The sequence below is a fragment of the Burkholderia sp. AU15512 genome (genome assembly GCF_002223325.1).
GTDB lineage: Bacteria > Pseudomonadota > Gammaproteobacteria > Burkholderiales > Burkholderiaceae > Burkholderia.
On record NZ_NKEX01000005.1, the window covers coordinates 1 to 24,082 of the forward strand.

23 protein-coding genes and 1 pseudogene are annotated in these 24,082 nt (G+C 64.3%); 13 read left to right on the top strand and 11 right to left on the bottom strand.

What is annotated here, in order from left to right:
• The 3 genes and pseudogenes from CFB43_RS37765 to CFB43_RS17515 all read left to right on the top strand — a co-directional run.
• Window positions 1-131 (top strand): annotated as a pseudogene (locus tag CFB43_RS37765) (3-hydroxybutyrate dehydrogenase); the annotation flags it as partial.
• Window positions 128-1,345 (top strand): patatin-like phospholipase family protein, encoded by a 1,218-nt coding sequence (locus tag CFB43_RS17510; protein ID WP_179243675.1) that lies wholly within the window; start codon window positions 128-130, stop codon window positions 1,343-1,345. The pseudogene CFB43_RS37765 and the gene CFB43_RS17510, both read left to right, overlap by 4 nt.
• A gap of 60 nt (window positions 1,346-1,405) precedes the next feature.
• Window positions 1,406-1,870, top strand: coding sequence for a hypothetical protein (locus CFB43_RS17515; protein ID WP_039344585.1), 465 nt, complete (start codon window positions 1,406-1,408; stop codon window positions 1,868-1,870).
• 70 nt (window positions 1,871-1,940) lie between these two features.
• On the opposite strand, the gene CFB43_RS17520 is transcribed toward CFB43_RS17515, so the two are convergent.
• Window positions 1,941-2,825, bottom strand: a complete 885-nt coding sequence (locus CFB43_RS17520; protein WP_089431911.1) for a LysR family transcriptional regulator — start codon at window positions 2,823-2,825, stop codon at window positions 1,941-1,943.
• A 120-nt stretch (window positions 2,826-2,945) separates the two neighbouring features.
• Between CFB43_RS17520 and argC the strand changes: the two genes are divergently transcribed.
• Window positions 2,946-3,893 (top strand): N-acetyl-gamma-glutamyl-phosphate reductase, encoded by a 948-nt coding sequence (gene argC, locus CFB43_RS17525; protein WP_089495911.1) that lies wholly within the window; start codon window positions 2,946-2,948, stop codon window positions 3,891-3,893.
• Between the two features lie 160 nt (window positions 3,894-4,053).
• Here argC and CFB43_RS17530 read toward each other — a convergent pair whose 3' ends face one another.
• Window positions 4,054-4,977: a LysR substrate-binding domain-containing protein gene (locus CFB43_RS17530; protein WP_089495912.1), complete on the bottom strand. Its 924-nt coding sequence runs from the start codon at window positions 4,975-4,977 to the stop codon at window positions 4,054-4,056.
• Between the two features lie 117 nt (window positions 4,978-5,094).
• Here CFB43_RS17530 and CFB43_RS17535 point away from each other — a divergent pair, with 117 nt between their 5' ends.
• Window positions 5,095-6,180: a tartrate dehydrogenase gene (locus CFB43_RS17535; RefSeq protein ID WP_089475959.1), complete on the top strand. Its 1,086-nt coding sequence runs from the start codon at window positions 5,095-5,097 to the stop codon at window positions 6,178-6,180.
• 509 nt (window positions 6,181-6,689) lie between these two features.
• On the opposite strand, the gene CFB43_RS17540 is transcribed toward CFB43_RS17535, so the two are convergent.
• Window positions 6,690-7,169: a nuclear transport factor 2 family protein gene (locus CFB43_RS17540; RefSeq protein WP_069250362.1), complete on the bottom strand. Its 480-nt coding sequence runs from the start codon at window positions 7,167-7,169 to the stop codon at window positions 6,690-6,692.
• 63 nt (window positions 7,170-7,232) lie between these two features.
• On the bottom strand, window positions 7,233-7,838 hold the full coding sequence (locus tag CFB43_RS17545; protein WP_089495913.1) for a TetR/AcrR family transcriptional regulator: 606 nt from the start codon (window positions 7,836-7,838) through the stop codon (window positions 7,233-7,235).
• A 182-nt stretch (window positions 7,839-8,020) separates the two neighbouring features.
• On the opposite strand from CFB43_RS17545, the gene CFB43_RS17550 reads away from it, so the two are divergent.
• Both CFB43_RS17550 and CFB43_RS17555 read left to right on the top strand, forming a co-directional pair.
• Window positions 8,021-8,659, top strand: coding sequence for a GNAT family N-acetyltransferase (locus CFB43_RS17550; RefSeq protein WP_089495914.1), 639 nt, complete (start codon window positions 8,021-8,023; stop codon window positions 8,657-8,659).
• The gene (locus CFB43_RS17555; protein ID WP_089495915.1) at window positions 8,656-9,069 is read left to right on the top strand and encodes a hypothetical protein; all 414 of its coding nucleotides are present in this window, start codon (window positions 8,656-8,658) and stop codon (window positions 9,067-9,069) included. The genes CFB43_RS17550 and CFB43_RS17555 overlap by 4 nt, the downstream gene beginning before the upstream one ends.
• A gap of 400 nt (window positions 9,070-9,469) precedes the next feature.
• On the opposite strand, the gene tdh is transcribed toward CFB43_RS17555, so the two are convergent.
• Together tdh and CFB43_RS17565 are read right to left on the bottom strand one after the other, a co-directional pair.
• Entirely contained in the window at window positions 9,470-10,498 is a 1,029-nt protein-coding gene (gene tdh, locus CFB43_RS17560) for an L-threonine 3-dehydrogenase (RefSeq protein ID WP_011356765.1), read from the bottom strand.
• Between the two features lie 13 nt (window positions 10,499-10,511).
• Window positions 10,512-11,711: a glycine C-acetyltransferase gene (locus tag CFB43_RS17565; protein ID WP_089495916.1), complete on the bottom strand. Its 1,200-nt coding sequence runs from the start codon at window positions 11,709-11,711 to the stop codon at window positions 10,512-10,514.
• Between the two features lie 161 nt (window positions 11,712-11,872).
• On the opposite strand from CFB43_RS17565, the gene CFB43_RS17570 reads away from it, so the two are divergent.
• From CFB43_RS17570 to CFB43_RS17580, 3 genes are all read left to right on the top strand, one after another.
• Window positions 11,873-12,484 carry a helix-turn-helix domain-containing protein gene (locus CFB43_RS17570; RefSeq protein WP_089443717.1) on the top strand — a complete coding sequence of 204 codons (612 nt, stop codon included), beginning with the start codon at window positions 11,873-11,875 and terminating at the stop codon, window positions 12,482-12,484.
• 148 nt (window positions 12,485-12,632) lie between these two features.
• Window positions 12,633-13,013: a DUF2471 family protein gene (locus CFB43_RS17575; RefSeq protein WP_089495917.1), complete on the top strand. Its 381-nt coding sequence runs from the start codon at window positions 12,633-12,635 to the stop codon at window positions 13,011-13,013.
• A 102-nt stretch (window positions 13,014-13,115) separates the two neighbouring features.
• The gene (locus CFB43_RS17580) at window positions 13,116-14,135 is read left to right on the top strand and encodes a tyrosine-type recombinase/integrase (RefSeq protein ID WP_089495918.1); all 1,020 of its coding nucleotides are present in this window, start codon (window positions 13,116-13,118) and stop codon (window positions 14,133-14,135) included.
• 136 nt (window positions 14,136-14,271) lie between these two features.
• Here CFB43_RS17580 and CFB43_RS17585 read toward each other — a convergent pair whose 3' ends face one another.
• Window positions 14,272-15,453: a DNA-binding protein gene (locus CFB43_RS17585; RefSeq protein WP_089495919.1), complete on the bottom strand. Its 1,182-nt coding sequence runs from the start codon at window positions 15,451-15,453 to the stop codon at window positions 14,272-14,274.
• A gap of 1,821 nt (window positions 15,454-17,274) precedes the next feature.
• On the opposite strand from CFB43_RS17585, the gene CFB43_RS17595 reads away from it, so the two are divergent.
• Window positions 17,275-18,642, top strand: a complete 1,368-nt coding sequence (locus tag CFB43_RS17595; protein ID WP_011353619.1) for a replication initiation protein — start codon at window positions 17,275-17,277, stop codon at window positions 18,640-18,642.
• Between the two features lie 90 nt (window positions 18,643-18,732).
• On the opposite strand, the gene CFB43_RS17600 is transcribed toward CFB43_RS17595, so the two are convergent.
• Together CFB43_RS17600 and parA are read right to left on the bottom strand one after the other, a co-directional pair.
• The gene (locus CFB43_RS17600; protein WP_089495920.1) at window positions 18,733-19,794 is read right to left on the bottom strand and encodes a ParB/RepB/Spo0J family partition protein; all 1,062 of its coding nucleotides are present in this window, start codon (window positions 19,792-19,794) and stop codon (window positions 18,733-18,735) included.
• A 23-nt stretch (window positions 19,795-19,817) separates the two neighbouring features.
• Window positions 19,818-20,480 carry a ParA family partition ATPase gene (gene parA, locus CFB43_RS17605; RefSeq protein ID WP_011353621.1) on the bottom strand — a complete coding sequence of 221 codons (663 nt, stop codon included), beginning with the start codon at window positions 20,478-20,480 and terminating at the stop codon, window positions 19,818-19,820.
• 1,377 nt (window positions 20,481-21,857) lie between these two features.
• On the opposite strand from parA, the gene arsC reads away from it, so the two are divergent.
• Window positions 21,858-22,214, top strand: a complete 357-nt coding sequence (gene arsC / locus CFB43_RS17610; protein ID WP_089495921.1) for an arsenate reductase (glutaredoxin) — start codon at window positions 21,858-21,860, stop codon at window positions 22,212-22,214.
• Between the two features lie 134 nt (window positions 22,215-22,348).
• Here arsC and CFB43_RS17615 read toward each other — a convergent pair whose 3' ends face one another.
• Together CFB43_RS17615 and CFB43_RS17620 are read right to left on the bottom strand one after the other, a co-directional pair.
• Entirely contained in the window at window positions 22,349-22,570 is a 222-nt protein-coding gene (locus tag CFB43_RS17615) for a zf-HC2 domain-containing protein (protein ID WP_089446749.1), read from the bottom strand.
• Window positions 22,548-23,147 (bottom strand): RNA polymerase factor sigma-70, encoded by a 600-nt coding sequence (locus CFB43_RS17620; RefSeq protein ID WP_069252807.1) that lies wholly within the window; start codon window positions 23,145-23,147, stop codon window positions 22,548-22,550. Before CFB43_RS17620 ends, CFB43_RS17615 begins: the two co-directional genes overlap by 23 nt.
• Before the next feature lie 366 nt (window positions 23,148-23,513).
• On the opposite strand from CFB43_RS17620, the gene CFB43_RS17625 reads away from it, so the two are divergent.
• On the top strand, window positions 23,514-24,068 hold the full coding sequence (locus tag CFB43_RS17625; RefSeq protein ID WP_011353625.1) for an NADPH-dependent FMN reductase: 555 nt from the start codon (window positions 23,514-23,516) through the stop codon (window positions 24,066-24,068).
• The last annotated feature ends 14 nt before the right edge of the window (window positions 24,069-24,082 follow it).

The window sequence follows — 24,082 nt, forward strand, 5'->3', positions numbered from 1 at the left end:
GCAATACGGTCGACGGGGTGTTCACGACCGTTCAGGACGTCGCGCAGACGGTGTTGTTCCTGTCGGCCTTCCCGAGCGCCGCGCTCACGGGCCAGTCGTTCATCGTCAGCCACGGCTGGTTCATGCAATGAAGCCGCACGCCCGCACCGAAAAGCAGGCCGTCGATGCGGCGGACCTGCATCACGAGGCCGGCGCGCCGGCCGCCGCGCGCACGCTGCCGTACGAAACGATCGCGCTCGTGCTGCAAGGCGGCGGCGCGCTCGGCGCGTACCAGGCCGGCGTGTTCGAAGGGCTGCACGAGGCGGGCATCCCGCTCGACTGGATCGCGGGCATCTCGATCGGCGCGCTCAACACCGCGCTGATCGCGGGCAATGCGCCCGAGCATCGTGTCGAGCGGCTGCGCGAGTTCTGGGAAACGATCTGCAAGCCGGCGTTCTTCCCGACGATTCCGGCCGCATTCGAGTTCGCGCTGTTCAACAGCATCGACCAGGTCCGCACCTTCTTCACCGCGTCGCAGGCCGCGAGCGCGATGATGCAGGGCCAGCAGGGCTTCTTCGTGCCGCGCTTCCCGCCGCCGCTGCCGGGCGTGTCGGATCATCCGGAGAAGATCAGCTGGTACGACACGTCGCAACTGCGCGCGACGCTGCTGAAGCTGTGCGATTTCGACCGGATCAATTCGGGCGAAACGCGCGTGTCGGTCGGCGCGGTCAATGTCGGTACCGGCAACTTCGTGTACTTCGATAACTCGCGCATCCGTCTCGCGCCCGAACACTTCATGGCGTCCGGCGCGCTGCCGCCCGCATTCCCGCCGGTCGAGATCGACGGCGAGTACTACTGGGACGGCGGGGTGGTATCGAATACGCCGCTGATGGAAGTGCTCCGCGCCCGGCCGCGCCGCGACACGCTCGCGTTCCAGGTCGATCTGTGGAGCGCACGCGGGCCGCTGCCGCGCACGATGGCCGACGTCGCGGAACGCACGAAGGACGTGCAGTATTCGAGCCGCACGCGTTTCGTCACCGACACGCTGCAGCGCGAACAGCGCTACCGCAACGTGCTGCGCCACGTGCTCGACCAGGTGCCGGAAGCGCAGCGCAAGGCGGATCCGTGGTGCGTCGAGGCCGATGCGATGTCGTGCAGCAAGAAGTACAACATCCAGCACCTGATCTACCAGCAGAAAGCGTACGAGCATCACTACAAGGACTATCAGTTCGGTCTGTCGACGATGCGTGACCACTGGTCCGCGGGTCTCGACGACATCCGCAAGACGCTCGCAGTCAAGGACGGCCTCGCGCTGCCCAACAACGACGCGGGCTTCGTGACGCACGACATTCACCGCAAGCGGTAATGCCGTGTGCGACGGATCGGCGCGATGCATGCGCCGGTCCGTCCTCTTCTCCGATTCGCCATGCCGATCTTCATCGCACTCTTCGCGCTCATCGCTCTCGGATGGGGCGCGGTTCACCTGTTTCACGTCATCGCCGCGCAGTTCGGCCAGCCGGTCGCGATCGCGGCTGCCGTGCTCGCCGCCGCGATCCTGATCGCGCTCGTCGCCTGGTGGATCAAGCGCCGTCGCGACATCGCACCGAATACGAAGGAAGAAGGCTGGACCCACGTCGTGCATCGCGCGTGGGGCGAGCTGCGGGTGTCCGCGACGCAGGGGCTGCTGTGGCTGTCGCACGACGGCGCGGACGGCCGCTATACGCTGTCGCAGCTCGACGGCTGCCAGGCCGCACCGATCGGCGGCCGCTGGCATCTCGTCGTGCGCGTGCGCGACGCCGTGCGCAGCGAATGGAAGCTGCCGATGACGGACAAGCGCGATGCGCAGCGCTGGGCGCGCGTGCTGACGCTCGCGAAGGACAACCGGCTCTGACACGACGCTCGGCGAATGCGCACGTGCGCCCGGCACGAACCGCCGCGCAGGCTGTCCCGTCGTGCGCGCGCTAGCGCGCCTTCAGCGCCCACAACGCATCGAGCACGTGCTGGGTCGCCCGCTCGACCGGCCCCGCCCGATGCGCGATACCCAGTTCACGCCACAGCGCCGGGCGCAACGCCCGCATGACGATGCGTGCATCGGGTAGCGGGGCGCCCGCCTCGTGCGGCAGCAGCGTCGCGCCGTAACCGGCCGCGACCAGGCTCTTGATCGCATCGTTGTAGTTGAGTTCGATCCGCGGCTCCGGCCGGTGGCCGCCGAGCGCGAACCATTCCGTCGTGAGCCGCGACAGGCGGGTGGTCGCATCGTTGAGAATCAGCGGGCGGGCGGCCAGGTAGCCGGGCGTCACGCGCGCCGGAAGCGGCCAGTCCGCCGGCAGAAACGCCATCACCGGATCGCGCCGCCACGCGCGAATCGACAGCCCCGCGACCGCCGTCTGCGGCAGCGCCACCAGTCCGACATCGAGCGTGCCCTGCGCAATGCGCGCCAGCGTGTCGTGCGACGTGAGCACCGCAATCTGCACATCGATATCCGGATGCGCGTCGCGCAACCGGGCGACCGCCTGCGGCAACAGGTGGGCGATCGCCCCGGTCGATGCACCGAGGCGTACGCGCCCGGACAGCCCCTGCACCTGCCGCTGCACATCGTCCAGCGTGGATTCGACCTCGGCCAGCAGGCGGCGCGCCCGTTCCACCAGCACTTCACCGATCGCAGACGGCCGCACGTTGCCACGCGTGCGGGACAGCAACGGCGCGCCTATCCGGCTTTCCAGTTCGGCAATGTGAAGACTGACGGTTGGCGGCGCGAGATGCAGCCATTGCGCCGCCGCGACAAAGGACCCGTGGTCCGCGATCGCGACCAGCGTGCGCAGGCGGTCCAGGCTGATCTCTCGCATCCTTCACCTCTCGTTCAAGAAAACTGAATCTCGCAGTCAGCAAATTCAACTTTTCCTATTCTAGGTGTTCGGCGGACGATACGGCTTTCCCGACGACCGAACCGAAGGAACGCGACCCTCATGAGCCAGCCCACTGTCTACATCGACGGCGATCAAGGCACGACCGGATTGCTGATCCACGAACGCCTGCGCGGGCGCACCGACCTGCAGCTCGTCACGCTGCCGGATGCCGAGCGCAAGGATCCCGTGCGGCGCGCCGAAGCGATCAACGCAGTCGACATCGCGATCCTGTGCCTGCCCGACGCGGCCGCGCGCGAGGCGGTCGGCTTCATCCGCAATCCGGCGGTGCGCGTGATCGACGCGAGTTCGGCCCATCGCACGCAGCCGGATTGGGTCTACGGCTTTCCCGAGATGGCGAGCGGGCACGCACAGACGATTGCGCACGCACGGCGCGTCACCAATCCGGGCTGCTATCCGACCGGCGCGATCGCGCTGCTGCGACCGCTGCAACAGGCCGGCCTGCTGCCGCGCGACTACCCGGTGAGCATCCATGCCGTCTCCGGGTACTCGGGCGGCGGACGGGCCGCCGTCGACGCATTCGAGTCGAACGATGCTTCGCACGCGAAACCGCTGCAGGTCTACGGCCTCGCCCTCGCGCACAAGCATGTGCCGGAGATCCAGCTGCATACCGGTCTGACGAATCGCCCGATGTTCGTGCCGGCCTACGGTGCCTATCGGCAAGGCATCGTGCTCACCGTGCCGATCGAGTTGCGCCTGCTGCCTGCCGGCGTGACCGGTGAGCAGTTGCATGCGTGTCTTGCGCACCATTACGCCGACGCGCGTCACGTCGACGTCACGCCGCTCGCGGAAACACACGCGATCACGCATCTCGATCCGCAAGCACTGAACGGCACCAATGGCCTGAGGCTCGGCGTGTTCGTCAATGCGGATCACGGCCAGGTGCTGCTGTCCGCCGTATTCGACAATCTCGGCAAAGGGGCATCCGGCGCGGCCGTGCAGAATCTCGACCTGATGCTCGGCGCGGCAAGCGTGGCGCAGGCGGCGTAAGCCGCGTGCGGGCATCATCGTCGGCCGGCCCTGCACATTGCGGCCGCCAATGCGTCGGTGCAAGGTGGACGCTACCGGCTCGCGACGCGATTGCGAGCCGGAAACAAGTGGCTGCCGATGCTCCGCACATGCCCCCGTAAAAGCTCACCTTTAGCCGGTTTCAGGCCGTTTCGTCACCCGCGACGGCATTCAAGCCGGCCAGCGTCTCCACCAGAAAGTCCACGCACACGCGCACTTTCGCCGACGCCGCAACGCGCTCCGGATACACAGCCCAGATGTTCGCGGGCTGGATTGCGTCGGGCAGCACGCGACACAGTGCGCCGCGTTCGATCAGCGGCGCGGCTTCCCAGATCGAACGCAACACGATGCCGCGGCCGGCCAGTGCCCACTGCACCGCCACTTCGCCATGGTTCGTCGACAGCGCGCCGCCGACCTTCACCGTTGCCGTTTCGCCGCGCACGTTGAGCCGCCACACGCCGAACGGGTGATCGCGCTCCTTGATGGCCAGACAGTCGTGCGACGCGAGATCCGCGAGCGAACGCGGCGTGCCGCGTCGTGCGAGATAGTCGGGCGCTGCACACAGCACGCGATAGTTCGCGGCGAGGCGGCGCGCGATCAGGTGATCGGCGATCTCGTCGCCGATGCGCACGTCGAGGTCGTAGCCTTCGCCCGCAACGTCGACGAGCCGGTCGAACAGATCGAGCCGCACGTTCAGCTGCGGAAAGCGCGCGGTGAAGTCGAGCAGCGCCGGCGCGACGACGTGCCGCCCGAAGCCGAAGCTGCTCGAAATGCGCAGCGTGCCGCGCGGCACCGTGCGCGTGGTCGACACGTCCTCGACGAGATGATCGACGTCGTCGAGGATCTTCTCGGCGCGCGCGTACACGCGTTCCCCGGCTTCCGTCACCGTCACGCGGCGCGTCGAGCGATGCAGCAGGCGCGTGCCGAGCTGCGCCTCGAGCAACGCGATGCGCTTGCTGACATAGGCGGGCGATACCGCGAGCTGCTCGGCGGCCGCGCTGAAGCTGGTCAGGCGGACGACCAGGCTGAACACGCGCAGGTCGTCCAGATTCGGCGATTTGTTCACGATTCGTGGAAAGTCGATTAACCTTTCGCACGATTTTAATCTGAATGGAAATAAATAGAATGATGTAACGCGCCGCTACCGCCCGAGGCAGCCGGCCGCCCAGCCAAGGAGATATGCATGACCGACAGGACTTACAAGATTGCCGTGATTCCCGGCGACGGCATCGGCCGCGAAGTGATGCCCGAGGGCCTGCGCGCACTCGACGCCGTGACCGCGCGCTTTGGCGTGCGCTTCGACTTCGTTCAGATCGACTGGGCGAGCTGTGACTACTACGCGCAGCACGGCAAGATGATGCCGGACGACTGGAAGGCGCAACTGTCGGGCATGGACGCGATCCTGTTCGGCGCGGTCGGCTGGCCGGCGACGGTGCCCGATCACATTTCGCTGTGGGGCTCGCTGCTGAAATTCCGCCGCGAGTTCGACCAGTACATCAACCTGCGGCCCGCACGCCTGTTCGACGGCGTGCCGTCACCGCTCGCCGGCCGCCGCGCGGGCGACATCGACTTCATGATCGTGCGCGAGAACACCGAGGGCGAATATTCGTCGGTCGGCGGCACGATGTTCGAAGGCACCGAACGCGAGATCGTGATGCAGCAGTCGATCTTCACGCGTCACGGCACCGAGCGCGTGCTGAAATTCGCGTTCGACCTCGCACAGCGGCGCGCGAAGCGCCTCACCGTCGCGACGAAGAGCAACGGCATCGCGATCAGCATGCCGTGGTGGGACGCGCGCACGGCCGAGATGGCCGAGCGCTATCCCGACATCGCCGTCGACAAGCAGCACATCGACATCCTGTGCGCGCGCTTTGTGCTGCAGCCTGACCGCTTCGACGTCGTCGTCGCGTCGAACCTGTTCGGCGACATCCTGTCGGATCTCGGGCCGGCCTGTACGGGCACGATCGGCATCGCGCCGTCGGCGAACCTGAACCCCGACCGCAAGTTTCCGTCGCTGTTCGAACCCGTGCACGGCTCCGCGCCCGACATCGCGGGGCAATTCATCGCGAACCCGGTCGCGATGATCTGGTCGGCAGCGTTGATGCTCGACTTCCTCGGCAACGGCGCCGGCCCCGAACGCGAAGCGCACGACGCGATCGTCGCCGCGATCGAGGACGTGCTGCGCACGGGGCCGCATTCGCGCGATCTCGGCGGCAACGCGGGGACGCAGGAAGTGGGTGAGGCGATCGCCGCGCGGATCGCGGGCTGACGATCATGCCCGGCGTGATCGCACGCGCCGGGTCGTGACTGCGTGAATCGGTGCGCTGTGAGCGAAGTGAGGTGAGCAACACGCAACGCATTTGCGCACTCGTGCGCGTACCGTCGCCTGCACGGTGAAGTCGAGTGGTGAGCAACACCGCTCCGCAACGCGCCCGGCGCTCGCTATCCGTCGTCGACGTCGACCCGATCGGTGAGTTGCACATCGCGCGCGTGCACACCGATCGTCAATCCACTGCCGGTGCTGAGCGATCGGTGAGATGCATCACGCGGTGAAGCACACCGTTGCGTGCAAACACGTGCATCACGAGAGGCCAACGGGTGCGGCGCTCGGCCTTGCCCGATGCGATGCCGCGTCGAACCGCTCACTGCGCACAGTCCGACGCGACATTTCACCTCCTCCCGAAAAATCTCACCCTCAGCGCACCAGGTCCCGAATTTCCTCACCGTTGCATCCCGGTGATGCGTTCGTCGATCCGTCGAATCGAGCCGACGTGCGCGTCACAGCCCGAGATCGGACAACCCGGGATGATCGTCCGGACGTCGGCCGAGCGGCCAGTGATAGAGACGATCCTGCTCGCGAATCGGCAAGTCGTTGATGCTCGCGTGACGATGCGCCATCAGGCCGTTCTCGTCGAACTCCCAGTTTTCGTTACCGTACGAACGGAACCAGTTGCCGGCGTCGTCATGCCATTCGTATGCAAAGCGCACCGCGATGCGATTGCCGTCGAACGCCCACAGCTCCTTGATCAACCGGTAGTCGAGCTCGCGCGTCCACTTGCGCTGCAGCAGCCCGACGATCTCGTCGCGGCCGGTCACGAATTCCGCACGATTGCGCCATCGGCTTTGCGGCGTATAGGCGAGCGACACGCGTTGCGGGTCGCGCGTGTTCCATCCGTCCTCGGCGGCGCGCACCTTCTGGCGCGCCGTTTCGAGCGTGAAGGGCGGAACGGGCGGACGGACTTCGGGGGAGGCGGACATGGGTTGCTCCTGTTCAGGTTCTGGCCGCGGACAATCGCGGCCGGTTCGGATTCGCTGCTTCGACTAGCGGGACACCGCGTCGAGCAGCAGTTCGGCCGTTGCGCGCGCGTCGCGCGCAGCGTTTGCATCGCCGGTCACGAGTGCCACGCCGATGGCACCGTCGATCAGCACCAGCCATTGGCGCGCCAGACGCGCGAGCCCGCGTCGCTCGATGCCGGTTTCGTCGGCATACGCATCGAACCGCTCGCGTACGAATGCCAGCAGGCGTGCCTTGTGCTCGCGTGCGACGACGCGCACGGGGTCGTCCGCGTCGGGAATCTCGCCCGATGCGTTCAGGAACGCGCAGCCGTGAAAGTCGGGCTGCCCGAACCAGTCGCGCAGCACGTCGAACATGCCGAGCAGTTGCGCGCGCGGCGCCTTGCCGCGCGCCAGCGTGGCATCGACGAACCAGCGCATCCAGCGCTCGTCGCGGCGTTCGAGCGCGGCCACGACCAGCGCCTCCTTCGATTCGAAATGCGAATAAAAGCTCTTTCTGGCCGCGCCGGATCGCTTGACGATCGCGTCGACGCCGGTTGCATGGATACCGCCCGAATAGATCAGCGCTTCGGCTGCATCGAGCAGCCGGTCGCGAACGCCCGGTTCGGCGGAGGAGTCGTGAGGTGTGTTCATGGGTTTACAGTAGAACGATCGTTCTCCGTCGTCAACACCCGCATGAAAAAGCCCTGTCGGCGAGAGGGCTGAATCGAGACTTGGCCGCGTGACGTGGCCCGCCGCGTTTACGACATTTTTTCTTGAAGCGGACGCGCGACGCTCACTACACTTCGGTCACCCTGTCTGGGCGAAAGGACATCATGCAGCGACCGGAATCCGCGCGCCCCGCGCGCGCCTATGCGGCTTATGCGAAGCGGCTCGACGGCCGCGTCGTCGTGCGGCGCTTCGACCCGCGCAGCGATTCGTACGACGCGTTGACCGCGCTGCTGCATCGCGCGTTCGCACCGCTTGGCGCACTGGGCTTCAACTGCCCGGGCGTCGATCAGCCGGCCTCGGCGACGCGCGAATGCGTGCTCACCGGCGAGTGCTTCGTCGCGCTCGGCAACGCGCACCTGGTCGCGACGATGACGATGCGTTCGCACGATCCCGATTCCCGCTGCGATCCGTATCGCAGCCGGCACGTTGCAACGCTCGGCCAACTGGCCGTCGATCCCGTCTGGCAGGATCGCGGCATCGGCCGTTCGCTGCTCGCGTTCGCGCAACGGCGGGCCGCCGCGCGCGGCGCGACGCACCTCGCGCTCGACGCGCCGTATGCGGCCGTCCGGCTCATCGATTTCTATCGACGCGAAGGGTTTCAACCGGTCGATGTGATGCGCTTTCCGGGACACAACTACGACAGCACGATCCTGTGCAAAGCCGTCAGCGTCGGGAGCGGTCGCATCGTTGCCGGCGATACGGCGCAATTCGACGTCACGCGGCACGTCGGGGCAGCGTCATGAAACACGATATGCCGAAGCGCGACGGCGGCGACGATCACACCGGGCTCGACGTCCGGCAGGCACGGGTGCGCGCGGCGCGGCGGCTGCGCGGTGTGTTGAAGCTGACGATTCTCACGATCGCGGTCGCGCAAGTGCTGGCGTTCGCGTTCGAAAGCCTGCTGGTGATGGCCGGCTTCGCGCCGGATGCCGCGACGGTGCTGCTGTTCCGCTTCGTCACGTGCGCGCTCGTCAGTTTCTGGCTGCAGGCGGACGCGTTGCGCGCCTATCAATACGCGGCGCAACACGGGTTCGTCACCGTTCCCGGCGCGCACGGCGATCCGGCCGACATCGCGCCGCAATGCCCGAAGCGCTGGCTCGTCATGTTGAGTCTTCAGCTCGACCCGCGAGGGGCGAATGGTGAACGGATCTAGTAGTGGCCTGCGCACCGGTCGATATCCATCGATGTCGATCGCTTCGCGCATGAGTGAGTCGCAATGACGCGTGAAGGCTCACGGTTGATGATGCGGTTCGGCATGGCATCGCATGGCGTGCGTAGCGAACGATCACGCGGCAAGCCAGGAGGGAGGTGCGTGGAAGAGGGGAACCAGGTGCCGAACGGTGTGATGACGGGAAGCGAGGCAGCTGACGACAGGTGAAGTAAACGTGCGATTGCAGGTCACCGCTGTGCGACGGTGTCGCGATTCGGCGCGCAAACACAGCTCCCGAATAATCTCACCTTGAGCGCGGCTTCGCGTGTTTCGACTCGCACACGCAGACGTAAAACAGAAACGGGGCAGGCGGCAAACACGCCGCACTGCCCCTTCTCGGCACTCAGGCCGTCCAGTCGAGAATCACCTTCCCGCTTTCACCCGACAACATCGCGGCGAAGCCTTTCTCGTAATCGTCAGCCGCAAAGCGGTGCGTGATGATCGGCGACAGGTCGAGGCCGCTCTGCAGCATCGCGACCATCTTGTACCAGGTCTCGAACATCTCGCGACCGTAGATGCCCTTGATCTCGAGCCCCTTGAAGATCACCTGGTTCCAGTCGATCGCCGTCTGCGCCGGCGGAATGCCGAGCAGCGCGACCTTGCCGCCGTGGTTCATCGCCTCGAGCATGCTCGTGAAGGCGCTCGGTACGCCCGACATTTCGAGGCCGACGTCGAAGCCTTCGGTCATGTGCAGGTCGGACATCACGTCGCGCAGCGACTCGCGCGCGACGTTGACCGCACGCGTCGCGCCCATCTTGCGCGCGAGTTCGAGCCGGTAGTCGTTGATGTCGGTGATGACGACGTTGCGCGCGCCGACGTGCTTCGCGATCGCGACGGCCATGATGCCGATCGGGCCCGCGCCGGTGATCAGCACGTCTTCGCCGACGAGGTTGAACGACAGCGCCGTGTGCGTCGCGTTGCCGAACGGATCGAAGATCGATGCGAGATCGTCGGAAATCTCCGGCGGAATCTTGAATGCGTTGAACGCGGGAATCGCCAGATACTCGGCGAACGCGCCTTCGCGGTTCACGCCGACGCCGACGGTGTTGCGGCACAGATGCCGGCGCCCCGCGCGACAGTTGCGGCAGAAACCGCACGTGATGTGGCCTTCGCCGGACACGCGATCGCCGATCGCGAAGCCGCGCACTTCCTGCCCCATCTCGACGATCTCGCCGACATATTCGTGACCGACGTGCATCGGCACGGGAATCGTCTTCTGCGCCCAGTCGTCCCACTTCCAGATATGGATGTCGGTGCCGCAGATCGCCGTGCGGCGGATCTTGATCAGCACGTCGTTGTGGCCGACTTCGGGGCGCTTCACGCGCGTGAGCGTGAGGCCGGGGCCGCGCTCGAGCTTTGCCAGTGCTTTCATGATCGCGCCTCCGTCAGATGATGCCGAGCGACTTGCCGACGCGCACGAACGCGGCGACCGTCCGGTCGATCTGCTCGGGCGTATGCGCGGCGCTCATCTGCGTGCGGATGCGCGCGCGGCCGCGCGGCACGACGGGGAACGAGAAGCCGATCACGTAGACCCCTTCGTCGAGCAGCTTGTCGGCCATGTTCGTCGCGAGCTGCGCGTCGCCGAGCATCACCGGGATGATCGGATGCGCGCCGGGCACGAGCGTGAAGCCGGCTTCGGTCATCTGCTGGCGGAACCGCGCGCCGTTTTCGCGCACGCGCTCGCGCAGCTTTGCGCCTTCGTCGCTGCCGAGCAGCTCCAGCACCTTCAGCGATGCCGCGGCGATGCTCGGCGTGAGCGTGTTCGAGAACAGGTACGGGCGCGAGCGCTGGCGCAGGAGTTCGATGACCTCGCGACGCGCGGCGACATAGCCGCCCGATGCACCGCCGAGCGCCTTGCCGAGGGTGCCCGTGATGATGTCGACGCGGCCTTCCACGCCGCAGTGCTCGGGCGTGCCGCGGCCATGCGTGCCGATGAAGCCGACCGCGTGTGAATCGTCGACCATCACGATCGCGCCGTAACGATCGGCGAGATCGCAGATGCCTTTGAGATCGGCGATGATGCCGTCCATCGAGAACACGCCGTCGGTCGCGATCAGCTTGTGGCGCGCGCCCGCCGCGTCGGCTTCCTTGAGCTTCGCCTCGAGGTCGGCCAGGTCGTTGTTCTTGTAGCGGAAACGCTTCGCCTTGCAGAGGCGAACGCCGTCGATGATGCTCGCGTGGTTCAGCTCGTCGCTGATCACCGCGTCGTTCTCGTCGAGCAGCGTCTCGAACAGCCCGCCGTTCGCGTCGAAGCAGCTCGAATAGAGGATGCTGTCCTCGGTGCCGAGAAACGCGGCCAGCGCGCTTTCCAGTTGCTTGTGCACGGTTTGCGTGCCGCAGATGAAGCGTACCGATGCCATGCCGAAGCCGTCCTGGTCGAGGCCGGCCTTCGCCGCGTCGATCAGGCGCGAATCGTTCGCCAGACCCAGATAGTTGTTCGCGCAGAAATTGAGCACGCCGGCACCACCGGCGAGCCGCACGTCCGCCGCCTGCGGACTCGCGATCTCGCGCTCGGTCTTGTAAAAACCGTCCGCGCGGATCTGGTCCAGCGTCCCGCGCACCTGGGCGAGAAAGGCATCACGCATCGCAAAGCTCCTGACAGGGTTTCGCATTCCGCAACGCGCCGCTCGTGGCGGCGGCGCAATGGCCTGCTACTGTTATAGTCGGTCGTTCGGTTGACCGCATTTATCCGATATTCCGAACTAGAATTCGAAATATCGAACAACTCTAAGCGAACGGAATCCAAATGGCAAGTTCCTCCGGTTCGCGGCGCACGCCCGCCAGCGCCGCACCGCAACCGCCAGCCGCAACGCCGCCGCGTGTCGGCGAGCAGATCCAGCGGCTGCGCAACGAACGCAAGCTGACGCTCGACGACCTGTCGCGCGCGGCCGGCGTATCGAAATCGATGCTCTCCGAGATCGAACGCGACAAGGCCAACCCGACGATCGCCGTGGCGTGGCGGCTGACGAACGCGCTCGGCATCACGCTCGACGAGCTGTTCTCGCAGCCGAAGGCGCCCGAGACGATCCGCGTAGACGGCCCGCACGACATCCCGACACTCGCCGGCCACGACGGCCGCTACCAGTTGCGTGTGTGGGGCCCGATCGACCTCGCCGGCAAGTTCGAGTGGTACGAGCTGACGCTGCCGGGCGGCGGTGCACTGGTATCGAACGCCCACGAACCCGGCACGCGCGAGCACCTCACCGTGCTGCAGGGCGCGATGGAAATCGAAGCCGCGGCCGCCAGCCGGCGCCTGAAGGTGGGCGACACCGCGCGCTACCCGGCCGACGAGCCGCACGCAATCCGCAACCCCGGCAAGACCGAAGCGCGGGCATTGCTGATCGTGATCCATCGCTGACGGCGCGCATAGCTGGCCAAACGGCCAAAGGATCTGTTGCAGGCCAGTTGCGGAAAGTACTGTATGTTTGTACAGTATACGGACATTCCGCCATGCATGGGCCGGAGCCGGCGCACCGAGGCGCCAGCCCGGTCGACAGGAGCCTGCAATGACAGAAGAACAAGATTTGGCCGCGCTCAGCTTCAAGGCTGCCGCGCACGACCTCGAGCTGATCGTCCGGCATATCGCCGGGCGCTACATCCACCAGCGCGTCCCGCTGACGTGGCGGCTGCTGCACGCCATCGAGGCCGAGGCGCTTGCCGATCTCGGCTTTGCCAGCCGGCATGAGGCCGGCATGCGTCAATTGTTCGAGCGACAGTTGGACATGACGTTTCCCGAAACGGACGATCCGATCGACTTCGGGCGCTCGAATGCGCTGCCCGCCGTCTTTTCGTTCGCGGTTCTCGCCTATGAAGCAGCGTCAACCGCGTCGAACGACACGATGCCGCCCGCGCGCGTTCATCGCCCGGCCAAGGCATGGGGCGACTGAGTTCCAGCCCGGGCCGCCGTGTATGGCGGCCTTGTCCCGCCTCTTGCTGCCCGAGACGTTGCGGAAAGGGCTACCATACACGCAACTAACGGAATAAATCACATGTCTCTTCCCGCCTCTCCCGACACCCCTGCACGCCCGGAAGAAACAGATCTGTTCGACCGCGGCGCATCCGACTGGATCGTCTCGCCAGAAGCCGCATTCGATGCGTGGCTCGCGATGCAGGACTATCGCCGCTCGTCAGCCGACGTCTATCGTGCGCAATGGGGCGCGTTTCTCACGTGGATGCGCGCGCACCAGAAGAATCTGGCAACGGTCGATACGGCAACCATCGCGAATTTCGTCGGCGAACTGCCGATCCGGAAAACCCAGCGAATGCGCTATTTGCGGCTGATCGAGCGCGTGCTCGACCACATCCGGCGCACCGAATACGCGTCGACCAACCCGGCCCGGTTCATTGCTCAGGATGGCGAAGCGAACTGGCGCAAGGCGCGCGACAACGAACCGACCGGTTTCCTCACGCCGGCCGAGCGCGCGACGTTGCTCGCGTACCTGTTCTCGCCGATCGGCGTGTCCGGTTCCGCATACTGGAAAGAGCGGCGCGACCGCGCACTCGTTGCCGCCTTTCTCGGTGCCGGCGTCAAAACCGGCGAAGCGCGCGCACTTACGATTAGTTGCATTAATACGAGTGGAACGTCACTGCGGATCGAGTCGACGCATCCGGATTTCGCACGCGAAACCCACCTGGCATCGTTCGCGATCGCGCTGCTGGAAGCGTGGCTCACCGAGCGCAAGCGCCAGGAGATTCCGGGCGAGCTCGTGTTCCCGGCATCCCATGCCGGGCGGCCGATGCACAAGGCGACGATGCTGCGCGCGATCGACGCGATCGTCGAATCCGCCGGCCTCACGTCGTCGCGCACCGCGCGCGCGAGCCCGCAAACGCTGCGCAATACCTATGCGGCTGAACTGTTCGAACACGACGTGCCGCCCGAACGGGTCGGCAAATGGCTGGGCTTCATGCGGCCGATCTCGTCGAACCGCCTGCATCGTGCATGGAAGAACTGGCGTGACGGTCTCGCCGACAGCAACGGTGACGCGTCCGACAGCGACGAAACTCACTGATCACGAATGGGCTGCTCACGCGAAGCGATCCGTGAGCAGCCTTGTGTGGCGTAGCCTCACCGTTTCACAGCTCCCGAAAAACCTCACCTCAAGCTCCCCGGATCGTCTCACCTGTGCCGCGCGGGCTATGCCGGCGTCACGTGTGCGCGAATCGCGCGACCGCTTCGAATCGGGACGGCCATGCGCCCGAAGCATGCTCGCACTCGGGGCAGGCCACTTCGAAACCTTCTTCGCCGTGTGACAGCTCCGGTTCACCGTCGCAATGCGGACAATGGGCCGGCACCGGAATCTCCTGATCCAGCGAGGTGCCGATCGCGGCAAACCCCTCCGCATCCAGTTGCCCGGCATCGGCCAGGCGACGGATCAGCGCGGCGATTTCCGGACTCATGCCGCGGCTCGCGCGCAACGAACTCACATCGCGCGTCGCACGTTCCAGTTCATCACTCTGGCTGCGCAACTGTTCTTCGAGCCGGTCGGCACGTGCCTTGGCCGAACTCAGTTGCTGCAGGAAATCGAATTCCTTGCGTTGAACGTCGCGCAAACCGCTCTGGTAGGTCGACGCCATGCTGCGCAACGAATCCAGCTCGACCAGCATCGGCTTCACGCGGCGTTCGGCTTCGGCCACTGCGTCCTTGATTTGCTGCGCGTAGTGCTCGGTGCGCTGCTGCAGTTCGGCCTGCAGCGCATCGATGCGATCGCGCAGCGCCGCATTTTGCGTCTGCTCGGCTTCGACGCGGCCGGCGGCGGCCGCCAGTTCCTTCTCGAGTCGGGCGACTGTGGTGAGCAACGTCGCTTCACTGGCCGAACCATGCGTCGTTTGCGACGCGAGCTGGACCTCGAGTTCGGTCACGCGAGCCTGCAACTGCTCGTTTTTCGCTTCGCTACGTGCGAGCGCGCCTTCGAGCGTCTCCTGGCGGACGGTTGCGTCGCGCAACCGCTGTTCGGCGTCGGCAATGCCGGCGCGAACCTGCTCGCGATCTGCATCGAGACTGTCCCGCGCGGCTTTCAACGCTTCTTCATAGAGTGCGCCGAGCAACGCACCTGCCTTTTCCTCGACGGCTTTGGGAATTGCGGCACCGTCGAGCCTGATTTTGGAGGCGGAACGGATGCGCTCCCAGAAATGGTCGATGTCTTTCGGGATATCGCTGGCGCTCCCGGTCTGGGTGAGATCGCGGACATTGGCAGCCGACGGCCGGATGCCGAGATCGAAGAACAACCGCTTGCAGGCGTGCAGCGACAGTTCCTGCCGTCGTGCACCGCTCGCACGCAGCGATTCCAGTTCGTCCCGAATGGCTTGACGTATTTCGTCCAGGGTCATCGCTGTGCTCACAGACATTGAAATGTTGCAATCATAACGAAATACGTATCTATCGATACTTGTTTCAGCTTGCCGTTGTGAATTTACGTCGCTTTGCACAGAAATCGGGTCTGTTGGCCAATCCGGACGACTGTGATCTAGGATTCCGTGAAACAAAGCGAAGAAAGTCAGCCAAGTCCTTGTCTCGCAAGCATTTTCCTGCGGACCTCGAATTTCGGCATTTGTTTCACATGACAGCGCATCCGGTTGCCTGTCGGTGTTCAGGGGTTGGGGTGTCTGTGGAAAACTCGTCAGCCGATGTCTTGAGAGTATTAGAAGTAAACACCCTTGAACCCTTAGTTAAAAACGTTAACGCCACGGCACAGCCTTATGCTGCAAGGCTTTCCGGCCGACAAGGTGAAGTTTTACGGGAGCCAAGGTGATCTTCTGCGGGAGCTGACGTGATGGGGTTCAGGGAGCTGCGTGAGCCGTTGCGGGAAAGGTCGTGAGCGGATTCGGGATCACAGTGAAACACGAGATTTACCAAAGGTGAGGCTTTTCGGGGCCTCACAGCCACAGAACCCGCGCGGTGCCTCACTGCACAGTTTTCTGCCTGTGCAGACATAGGTGAGAATTTGCGGGACCTTCTTCGTGCCCCGATTCTGCCCATCTTTTAGGCAGTTTTTCTGAAAGGTGAGGTTTCACGGGACTCCACGGGCGTTTGGTGTGAGGATTTCCGGGAAACGAACGCCATTTTGCACAGCAAAAGCGCCCGTAGGGGCCTGTGAAGCCGTAAAGGTGAGGTTTTTCGGGAGGGAAATCCGGGTTTTCCTGCCCGGATCCCCTTGAGGTGAGATTTTTCGGGGCCCCGATTACAGGCTGTGATGCCGGCTACAGGTGAGACTTTTCGGGAATGGAATTTGCCCGAAAAATGGTCAAAGGTGAGGCTTTTCGGGACCTGTGAACGGCTGAATTCGTCGAAAAGCCCGCCAGGACTGGAAGAAATCTCGTTTTTGCTGTGCCACTTTTTGGCACAGGTGAGATTTTTCGGGGCCCGACATGAGGTTGTCGTATGAAGGATTTCCATCGAAAGGTGAGGTTTTTCGGGGGATGTCGGCGGCGCACAGCCAAATGCCTTCTGTGCATAAGTATCGGAAGGCATTGGGATTTTTGATACCGAGGCGGTTACGGTGAGGTTTTTCGGGAGTCGTTTCCCTGCCTGGGGCGGCACAGCGATTTTTAGGTAAGGTGAGCGTTTTCGGGAGGCCTTGGTAGGGAATCCCCCGCGTGTCGGGCATTCGCCGAGATCCGGACGAATGAAGTCACTGTGCTCGAGGTGAGTATTTTCGGGACCCGATACGGTTTGTGCGCTGTACAATGCGCGCCCGGCCCGGAAAAGCATGCTTGATCGGGTCGCGCGGGCCGGTTTCGCAGGCGTCTTTCGAGATGTCGGATCCGACTCCGATTTCCCGGCAAGTCACGCCTGTACATGCATACAGGCCGATGGAGGGTGATCGGGAGGCGCATCGACGTGGGATCGCAACCCTGTGCCGAACGCACGGCAGCGCAGTCGTAAAATTACGACAAATCGAAAGGTGAGCCGATACGGGAGCTCATTCCGCACGTGTCGTGCACAGGCGAAATTCTGTGAATCGGCGCATCCCGCAGCACGTCTGGACGAGTCCGGAACGCTGCAAATCCGGAGCGGTGAGGGTTTTCGGGAGCGTCTGGGGTGAGTGCCGTTTTGCACGCGCACTTCACCCGCTATGGTGAGCATGTCGTTCTGGACGCACTTCACCGCAGGCGCTATCCTTCCGGAAAACTTCTCCTCCGACCCGACGTATGGCCACGACGAAGCGCGCCAAGAAAACCGATGTGGATGTGGTGAGTGCCAGTTCAGCCGAATTGCGGAAGGCCGTCGAGGCGATCGCAATTCAGCCGAAGAGCGGCAAGATCACGCTCCTCACTCGCAAGCTGTTCAATGTCCTGCTGGCCGTGGCGCAGCAGGCCGACGATTCGGGCGATACGTATCGCGCGCTGCTGTCGGACATCGTCGCCAACTCCGCTTTCGATTCGAACGACACCGCGCTGGTGAAGGAACACCTGCGCCGCATGGTGTCGGTGCAGGTCGAATGGAGCACGGGGACGTCGAGCCAGAAGCCGGGCCGAAAGTGGGGGATCTCGACGCTGATTGCCGACGCGGAAATTCTCGAGGATCCGGCGACCCGCCGCGTGTGGGTCGAATTCTCGTTCGCGCCGAAGATCAAGAAGAAGCTGCTCGACCCGGTTCAGTACGCACGCCTGAGCCTGCAGTTCCAGAGCCAGCTGCGCAGCAGCGCCGGTCTCGCGCTGTACGAAATCTGCGTGCGCTACCTGACGAACCCAAGCCACCTGACGATGCGCGAGCCGTGGGAATGGTGGCGGCCGATCCTGTCGGGCACGCCCGACACGGAAGCCGGCGACGAGGCGAAGCGCGAGTACAAGTACTTCAAGCGTGACTATCTGCGTCCCGCGATCGCGGAAGTCAACGCGGTCACCAACATCTTCGTCGAGCTGATCGAGCATCGTGAAGGGCGCCGGGTCGCGGAGATCCAGTTCCGCGTGACCGAACGCAAGCAGCCGATGCTCGCGCTCGACGAACACCCGAACGTGTTCGACAGCACTCTGGTCGACCGGATGGTGAAGCTCGGGATCCCGTTGAAGGAAGCGCAGACGCTCTACGCGGATAGCGAGGAGAACCGCATTCGTGCGGCGCTGCAGATGACCGAGCAGCGGATGCGCAGCACGACGCTGCCGCCGGTGCGCAGCGCGCCGGCGTTGTTCAAGGATGCGCTGAAGAAGGGGTATGCGCCGCCGGTCGAGTCGGTCGACGCGCTGCCTGCCGGCACGCCGTCCCCGAAGATTGCAGCGGCCCAGCCGGACGATCTGAAGGCACGCCTGCTGAGCGAGTTCGCGGCGTTCCGCCGCAAGGAAGCGAAGGTGCTGTACGAAGAGCAGGGCGACGCGGAGCGCGAAGTGGCGCGCGAGTCGTTCGAATCGGAGGCGCTGCCGACAATGGGCACGCATCTGCGCGATGACTGGCGCAAGCGCGGTCTCGATTCCAAGTTGGCCGAGACGGCCTTTTTCGACTGGCTGGCCCAGAGGACCTGGGGCGAGCCAACGGACGGCGACCTGCTGTCGTTCACGCTGAATCAGTCGCGGGCCGCCTGAGGCCCACTCAGGCCCGCTGACGGGCCGCCGCCGGCCCCGCCCTCGATTGGCGGGCCCGGCGTCCTTACCAGGCCCTGCCGGCCGTTTCCATCACTCCGACAACAGCATCCGCTCGAGCTGCTCGAGGATCGCGTCGCGCTTGTCCTTCGGGAGACCGCGCAGGCGCAATTCGATGCGATCTTCACCATACGACTTCAGGTCGCCGACCGACTTGCCGCCGAGCTTGATCTCGAGACGCTGCGCATAGCGCTGACGGCCCGCGGTCTTCGGCGTTTCCTGCGCCGCGACGCGGCCCTTGACGATGTCCGACACCTGGCGCGTGCTGAGATCGTCGGACACGATCTTGTTGATCAGCCGCAGCGTCGCCTCGGTGCCGCGCGCATTGTGATAGCGGCCGACCTGATACGCCATGTTCGAACCGAAGCGATCGGGGCGCGCGACCATTTCCTGCATGATCGCTTCCGGCAGCTTGCCGATCGACAGCGCGACGGCCACCGTCGATTCGTCGAGGCCGAGGTGCTCGGAGAGCTCCTTCTGGCTCTGGAAATGCTTGTCGTCGAGGAAGCGGCGCCACACGACGGCGTTGTCGAACACCGTTTGTGAATCGCGCTGGACGTTGAGATCGTAGCCGAGCTTGTAGCTCTGGATGCCGATCGGCACGTCGATCACGATCGCCTTGACCGATTCCTTGTTCGCTTCCTTCAGTGCCCGCACGCGGCGGCCGCCGTCGCTGACGAAATACGTGCCCGGGTTCTCGTAGTCCGGAATCACGTGGATCGCCTGCTGCTGCCCTTGCTTGGCGAGGTTGACGGCGAGTTCGGCAATCGACGACTTCAGATAGAAGTGCCGCGGATTGAACGGGCTATGCTTGATCGCCTTCAGCGGCAGCTCGATCACCTGCCCCGGCGCATAGCGGTTCTCGAGACGCCACGCGCGATATTGCGCCGATTCATCGATCGACGGGTCGAGCGTGAGTTCGGTAGCAGGCGACGGCGCGATGTCTTTCTTCGCGGATTTGGTCGGCACCGGAGTGGGGGTCTCGGACTTGACGATGCCGTCGATCGCATTGAGTCGATCAAGCGCCGTGCGCTTCTCGCTCGTCGTGATATCCGGGCGCGCTTGGAATCCTTTGGCAAATTGGGAGGGTTTCATGTGACTCCTTTGTGCGCATAAAGTCAGGGCAGCATGGCGACGATTTCGTCGGCGCATGCGCGAATTTCGGCGGCGGCCAGCTTGCCGCCGCGATCGTTCATCTGCAGTACGGTCTGACCGAGCGCCATCGCCTGCTTGTACGCCTCCCGGGTCGGGATCTGCGTTTTCAGCAACGGGAAGCCGAGCTCTTCGAGCGCACGCTTGAGCTCGCGGGTCAGCATGCGCTTCTCTTCGGTCTTGTTCAGCAGGAAGACGGCGCGGAGGTCTTCGTTCATGACCTGCGCTTGCTGGATCAGTTTGACCAGCCCGACGCTCGACCAGTAATCGGCCGGCGACGACGACGTCGGGATCACGGCAATCGAGGCGGCCAACAGGACGACGCCCGATACCTTCTCGGTGATCGACGGCGGGCAGTCCACGACGATGATGTCGTAGTCGTTGATGAACTTCTTGATCTCGCGATGGATCTGGCCATCGGCTTCGGCCAGGTTGACGACCGGAAACGGAATGCCGGTGTCGCTGTCGCCGGATGCGCTCGACCAGTGAACCAGCGTGTTTTGACGGTCTGCGTCGATGACGAGGACGCGCTTCCCTTTTTCATGGAACGCGGCACCGAGGTGCATGGCAATCGTGCTTTTGCCGACGCCACCTTTTTGTTGAGTGACTGCAATGATTTCCGCGGCCAATTTTCACTCCTATTTTGGTCGTTGGAATTCTACAGGACGATATTTGGATTTCAATGAAATTGTCGTTCAACAACTACGCATTGGCCATTTGGGCTATCGGTTTATGCGCATAAACGAAGCGACGATGGCAGATGACTTGATCGGATGGTGTAGCAGATGCCTGAGAAGTCGGTGAGCGACTCGGTGGCATTGCGTGCGGTGACGTCGGTGTGAGTGCGAGTTGCCGCGCGTGTCGCAGTGCGCTGCCCTATCGTTCGAGGGGGTAAGCCCCGGCTGAGAGCCGCAGAGTTTGTGCGCATAAACTCTCCGCGGAAAGCATGGCGCGCGATCGTGCCGGGAGGGCCGGTGCTTCTGATCGTAGGTTGTGAGTGGTACACCCTCGCTGGGTATGCAGCATCGAGGTGTGCCATTTGCCCTGCGTGCGTCGACCCAACGCGCTATCCTGGCGCCACGTTTATGCGCATAAACCGCGAGCGATAGACGGCGAGTAACGAAGGTCCCCTCCCGGCCGCCGCGCCTGAATCCAGTGCCGGGCGGCCAGCCTGCGAGGCAGCGTACCGACGCTGCAATCCCACCGAAGCAGGCATCCCACCGAAGCAGGCATCACACCGAAGCAGGCATCCCACCGAAGCAGGCATCACACCGAAGCAGGCATCCCACCGAAGCAGGCATCCCACCGAAGCAGGCATCCCACCGAAGCAGGCATCCCACCGAAGCAGGCATCACACCGAAGCAGGCATCACACCGAAGCAGGCATCACACCGAAGCAGGCATCACACCGAAGCAGGCATCACACCGAAGCAGGCACACCGAAGCAGGCACACCGAAGCAGGCACACCGAAGCAGGCACACCGAAGCAGGCACACCGAAGCAGGCACACCGAAGCAGGCACACCGAAGCAGGCACACCGAAGCAGGCACACCGAAGCAGGCACACCGAAGCAGGCACACCGAAGCAGGCACACCGAAGCAGGCACACCGAAGCAGGCACACCGAAGCGCCTGTATTCACCGCGCCGCGAATCGCAGGATCCTCGTGCCCGGCAGTCGCCCGCTTTGTGCGCATAAACCAACCGGCCTGCAGCGCCATCGGCTACACCCTTTGCGGACCGAACCCCATCGTATTGGCCAGGCACGCGAACCTTTAATCACCATCCCGCGATAGAGTTCCGCGCGCCTTTATGCGCATAAACCCACCAATTCATTGAAGCGCGTCCCGACCAGCACTCCCCTTTCGCGATCCATCGCACCGCATCATCCGTCGGCCTCTACGAAGCAGCGAATCCGCGCCCGGTCTCCCGATTACTCGTCGCCTGCCCCGCCAAGCCCCCAATACAGACCTGGCTACAATACAGGGCTCTACCCTCGAGGCCTGAAAGATGATCACGATCTACCACAACCCCCGATGCTCGAAGTCGCGCGAGACGCTTGCGTTGGTCGAGTCGCTGAATACCACCGGTGCGCCGTTGAATGTCGTCGAGTACCTGAAGACGCCGCCGACGGTCGAGGAACTGGAAGCGCTGCATCGGCAGCTTGGCCGCCCGGTTCGCGACATGCTTCGCGACGGTGAGGAGCCGTACAAGGCGCTGAATCTGGCGCGCGCCGATCTGACCGATGCGGAAGCCTATGCGGCGATCGCCGCTCATCCGATTCTGTTGCAACGACCCATCGTCGTTTACCGCGGCAAGGCCGCCATCGGCCGGCCGCCCGAATCGGTGCAGGCGCTGTTCGAATAATTCTTGCCCGCCGTATTTTTCTGATTGTGTCAGCCCAGCGCAAGCACTAGCACGAGCATCGGCAATTGAAGCCAGCTCGATCACCGGGCAGCCCGCCACTACGGCCCGGACGATCGCCGTCGAGCGATCCGGGCTTAGCCTTCCCCGGACGACACACCATCATCATCCGGGGCAGGCCCCCGCCCCGCCGCCGCTTTCGCGGCCGTCCGCAGCAGCGCGATCTGCCCGCGATAGGCTCTGCAGCCACTGCAGGTCGGCAGGTGTATGCGCACCTGCAGGCGCTCATGCAGGGTCAGATGCCGGTCGAGCGCATCCGACAGCAGTCGCGTCACGTCAGTACATTTCCCCGGCAGCATCTTCGGTCGTTAATCCTTGTTCGCTCAGGCAGGTTCGCAGGCGCGTGCGCGCCCGGTAAAGCAGCACGCTGCAATGATTCGTCGTCAGCGTCAATTCGCTGCAGATGTCCGTCATTTCGAAGTCGAGGAATTCGCGCATCATGAACACGCGCCCGATCTGCTCCGGCAGGTGATCGAGGCAGGCCTCGAACAGCGTCCAGAACTGCTGCTGCTGCAACAGCGTTTCGGGGCGTGGCCACGGTCGCGGTTTCGCATGCGCGGCCCAGTGCCCGTTTTCCTTGAACAGCTCGCGATCGAGCACCGATTCGCCGTCGAGCTCGGCATCGAGCGCGGACAGGCTCACCGTCCGCTGCCGCGCGCGCAGCACGTCGATCAGCTTGTTGCGCAGGATGCCGAACACCCAGGTCTTGTGCGCCGACAGCCCGGCGAAATCGCCCGCATGCGACCACGCGGCGGCGAGTGCTTCCTGCACGGCGTCTTCGGCCGCATCGGCATCACGGAGCTGGAGCCGCGCGAAGCGCAGCAGGTCGCGCCGCAGTTGCGCGAGATAAACGGGATCGTCGTAGGCGGACGGCATGAATGGGTTGCAAGTCTCGAAGCGATCGCGCGTGCGCCACAGGGCAGGCGCATCGCTGTGCGAGCAGCTTACTGGGCGCGGTGCCGGCCTGCAATGCATGTTCCGTCACGAATTCACGAAACCGGCCTGCGCACTGCGCTATGCTTGCCGAACCCTGTGTCGCGGGTCGGCAACGACTCGCGGTAGGCAATCTGTAATGTCAGAGCATAACGGCCGAGTTATCCACAATTTCTGTGGAAAACCTTGTGGAAAGTCGGCCGGACGGCCCCGTGGGGCGGTTCGCGGGCTGGCTTGCCTATAAACAGACCTTTGTCGCCCGTTCGGAAGTAATCGATCCGATTCCTCACTCACCGGAAGGAGAATGTCATGTCCTATCGCATCGCTGTGGTCGTCGGCAGCCTGCGTCGCGCTTCGTGGAACCGCGCGCTCGCACACGCCGTGATCTCGCTCGCCCCCGCCGATTTCTCGTTCGAGTTCGTCGAGATCGGCGAGCTGCCGCTATACAGCCAGGACTACGACGCGGATTTCCCGGAAGTCGCGAAGCGCTTCAAGCAGTCGATCGAGGCCGCCGACGCGCTGCTGTTCTTCACGCCCGAGTACAACCGCTCGATTCCGGGCGTGCTGAAGAATGCGCTGGACTGGGGCTCGCGCCCATGGGGTTCCAATTCGTGGTCGGGCAAGCCGGGTGCCGTGCTCGGCACGTCGCCGGGAGCGACGGGCACCGCGCTCGCACAGCAGCACCTGCGCAACGTGCTCGCGTATCTCGACGTGAAGACGCTCGGGCAGCCCGAGATGTTCATCAAGCACGATCCGGCGCGCATCGACGACCAGGGCCAGATCGTCAGCGAAGACACCCGCAAGTTCCTGCAGGGCTTCGTCGATCGCTACACGGGCTGGGTGCGCTTGCTGAAGTCGGCCTGAGCGCCCCACCCGAT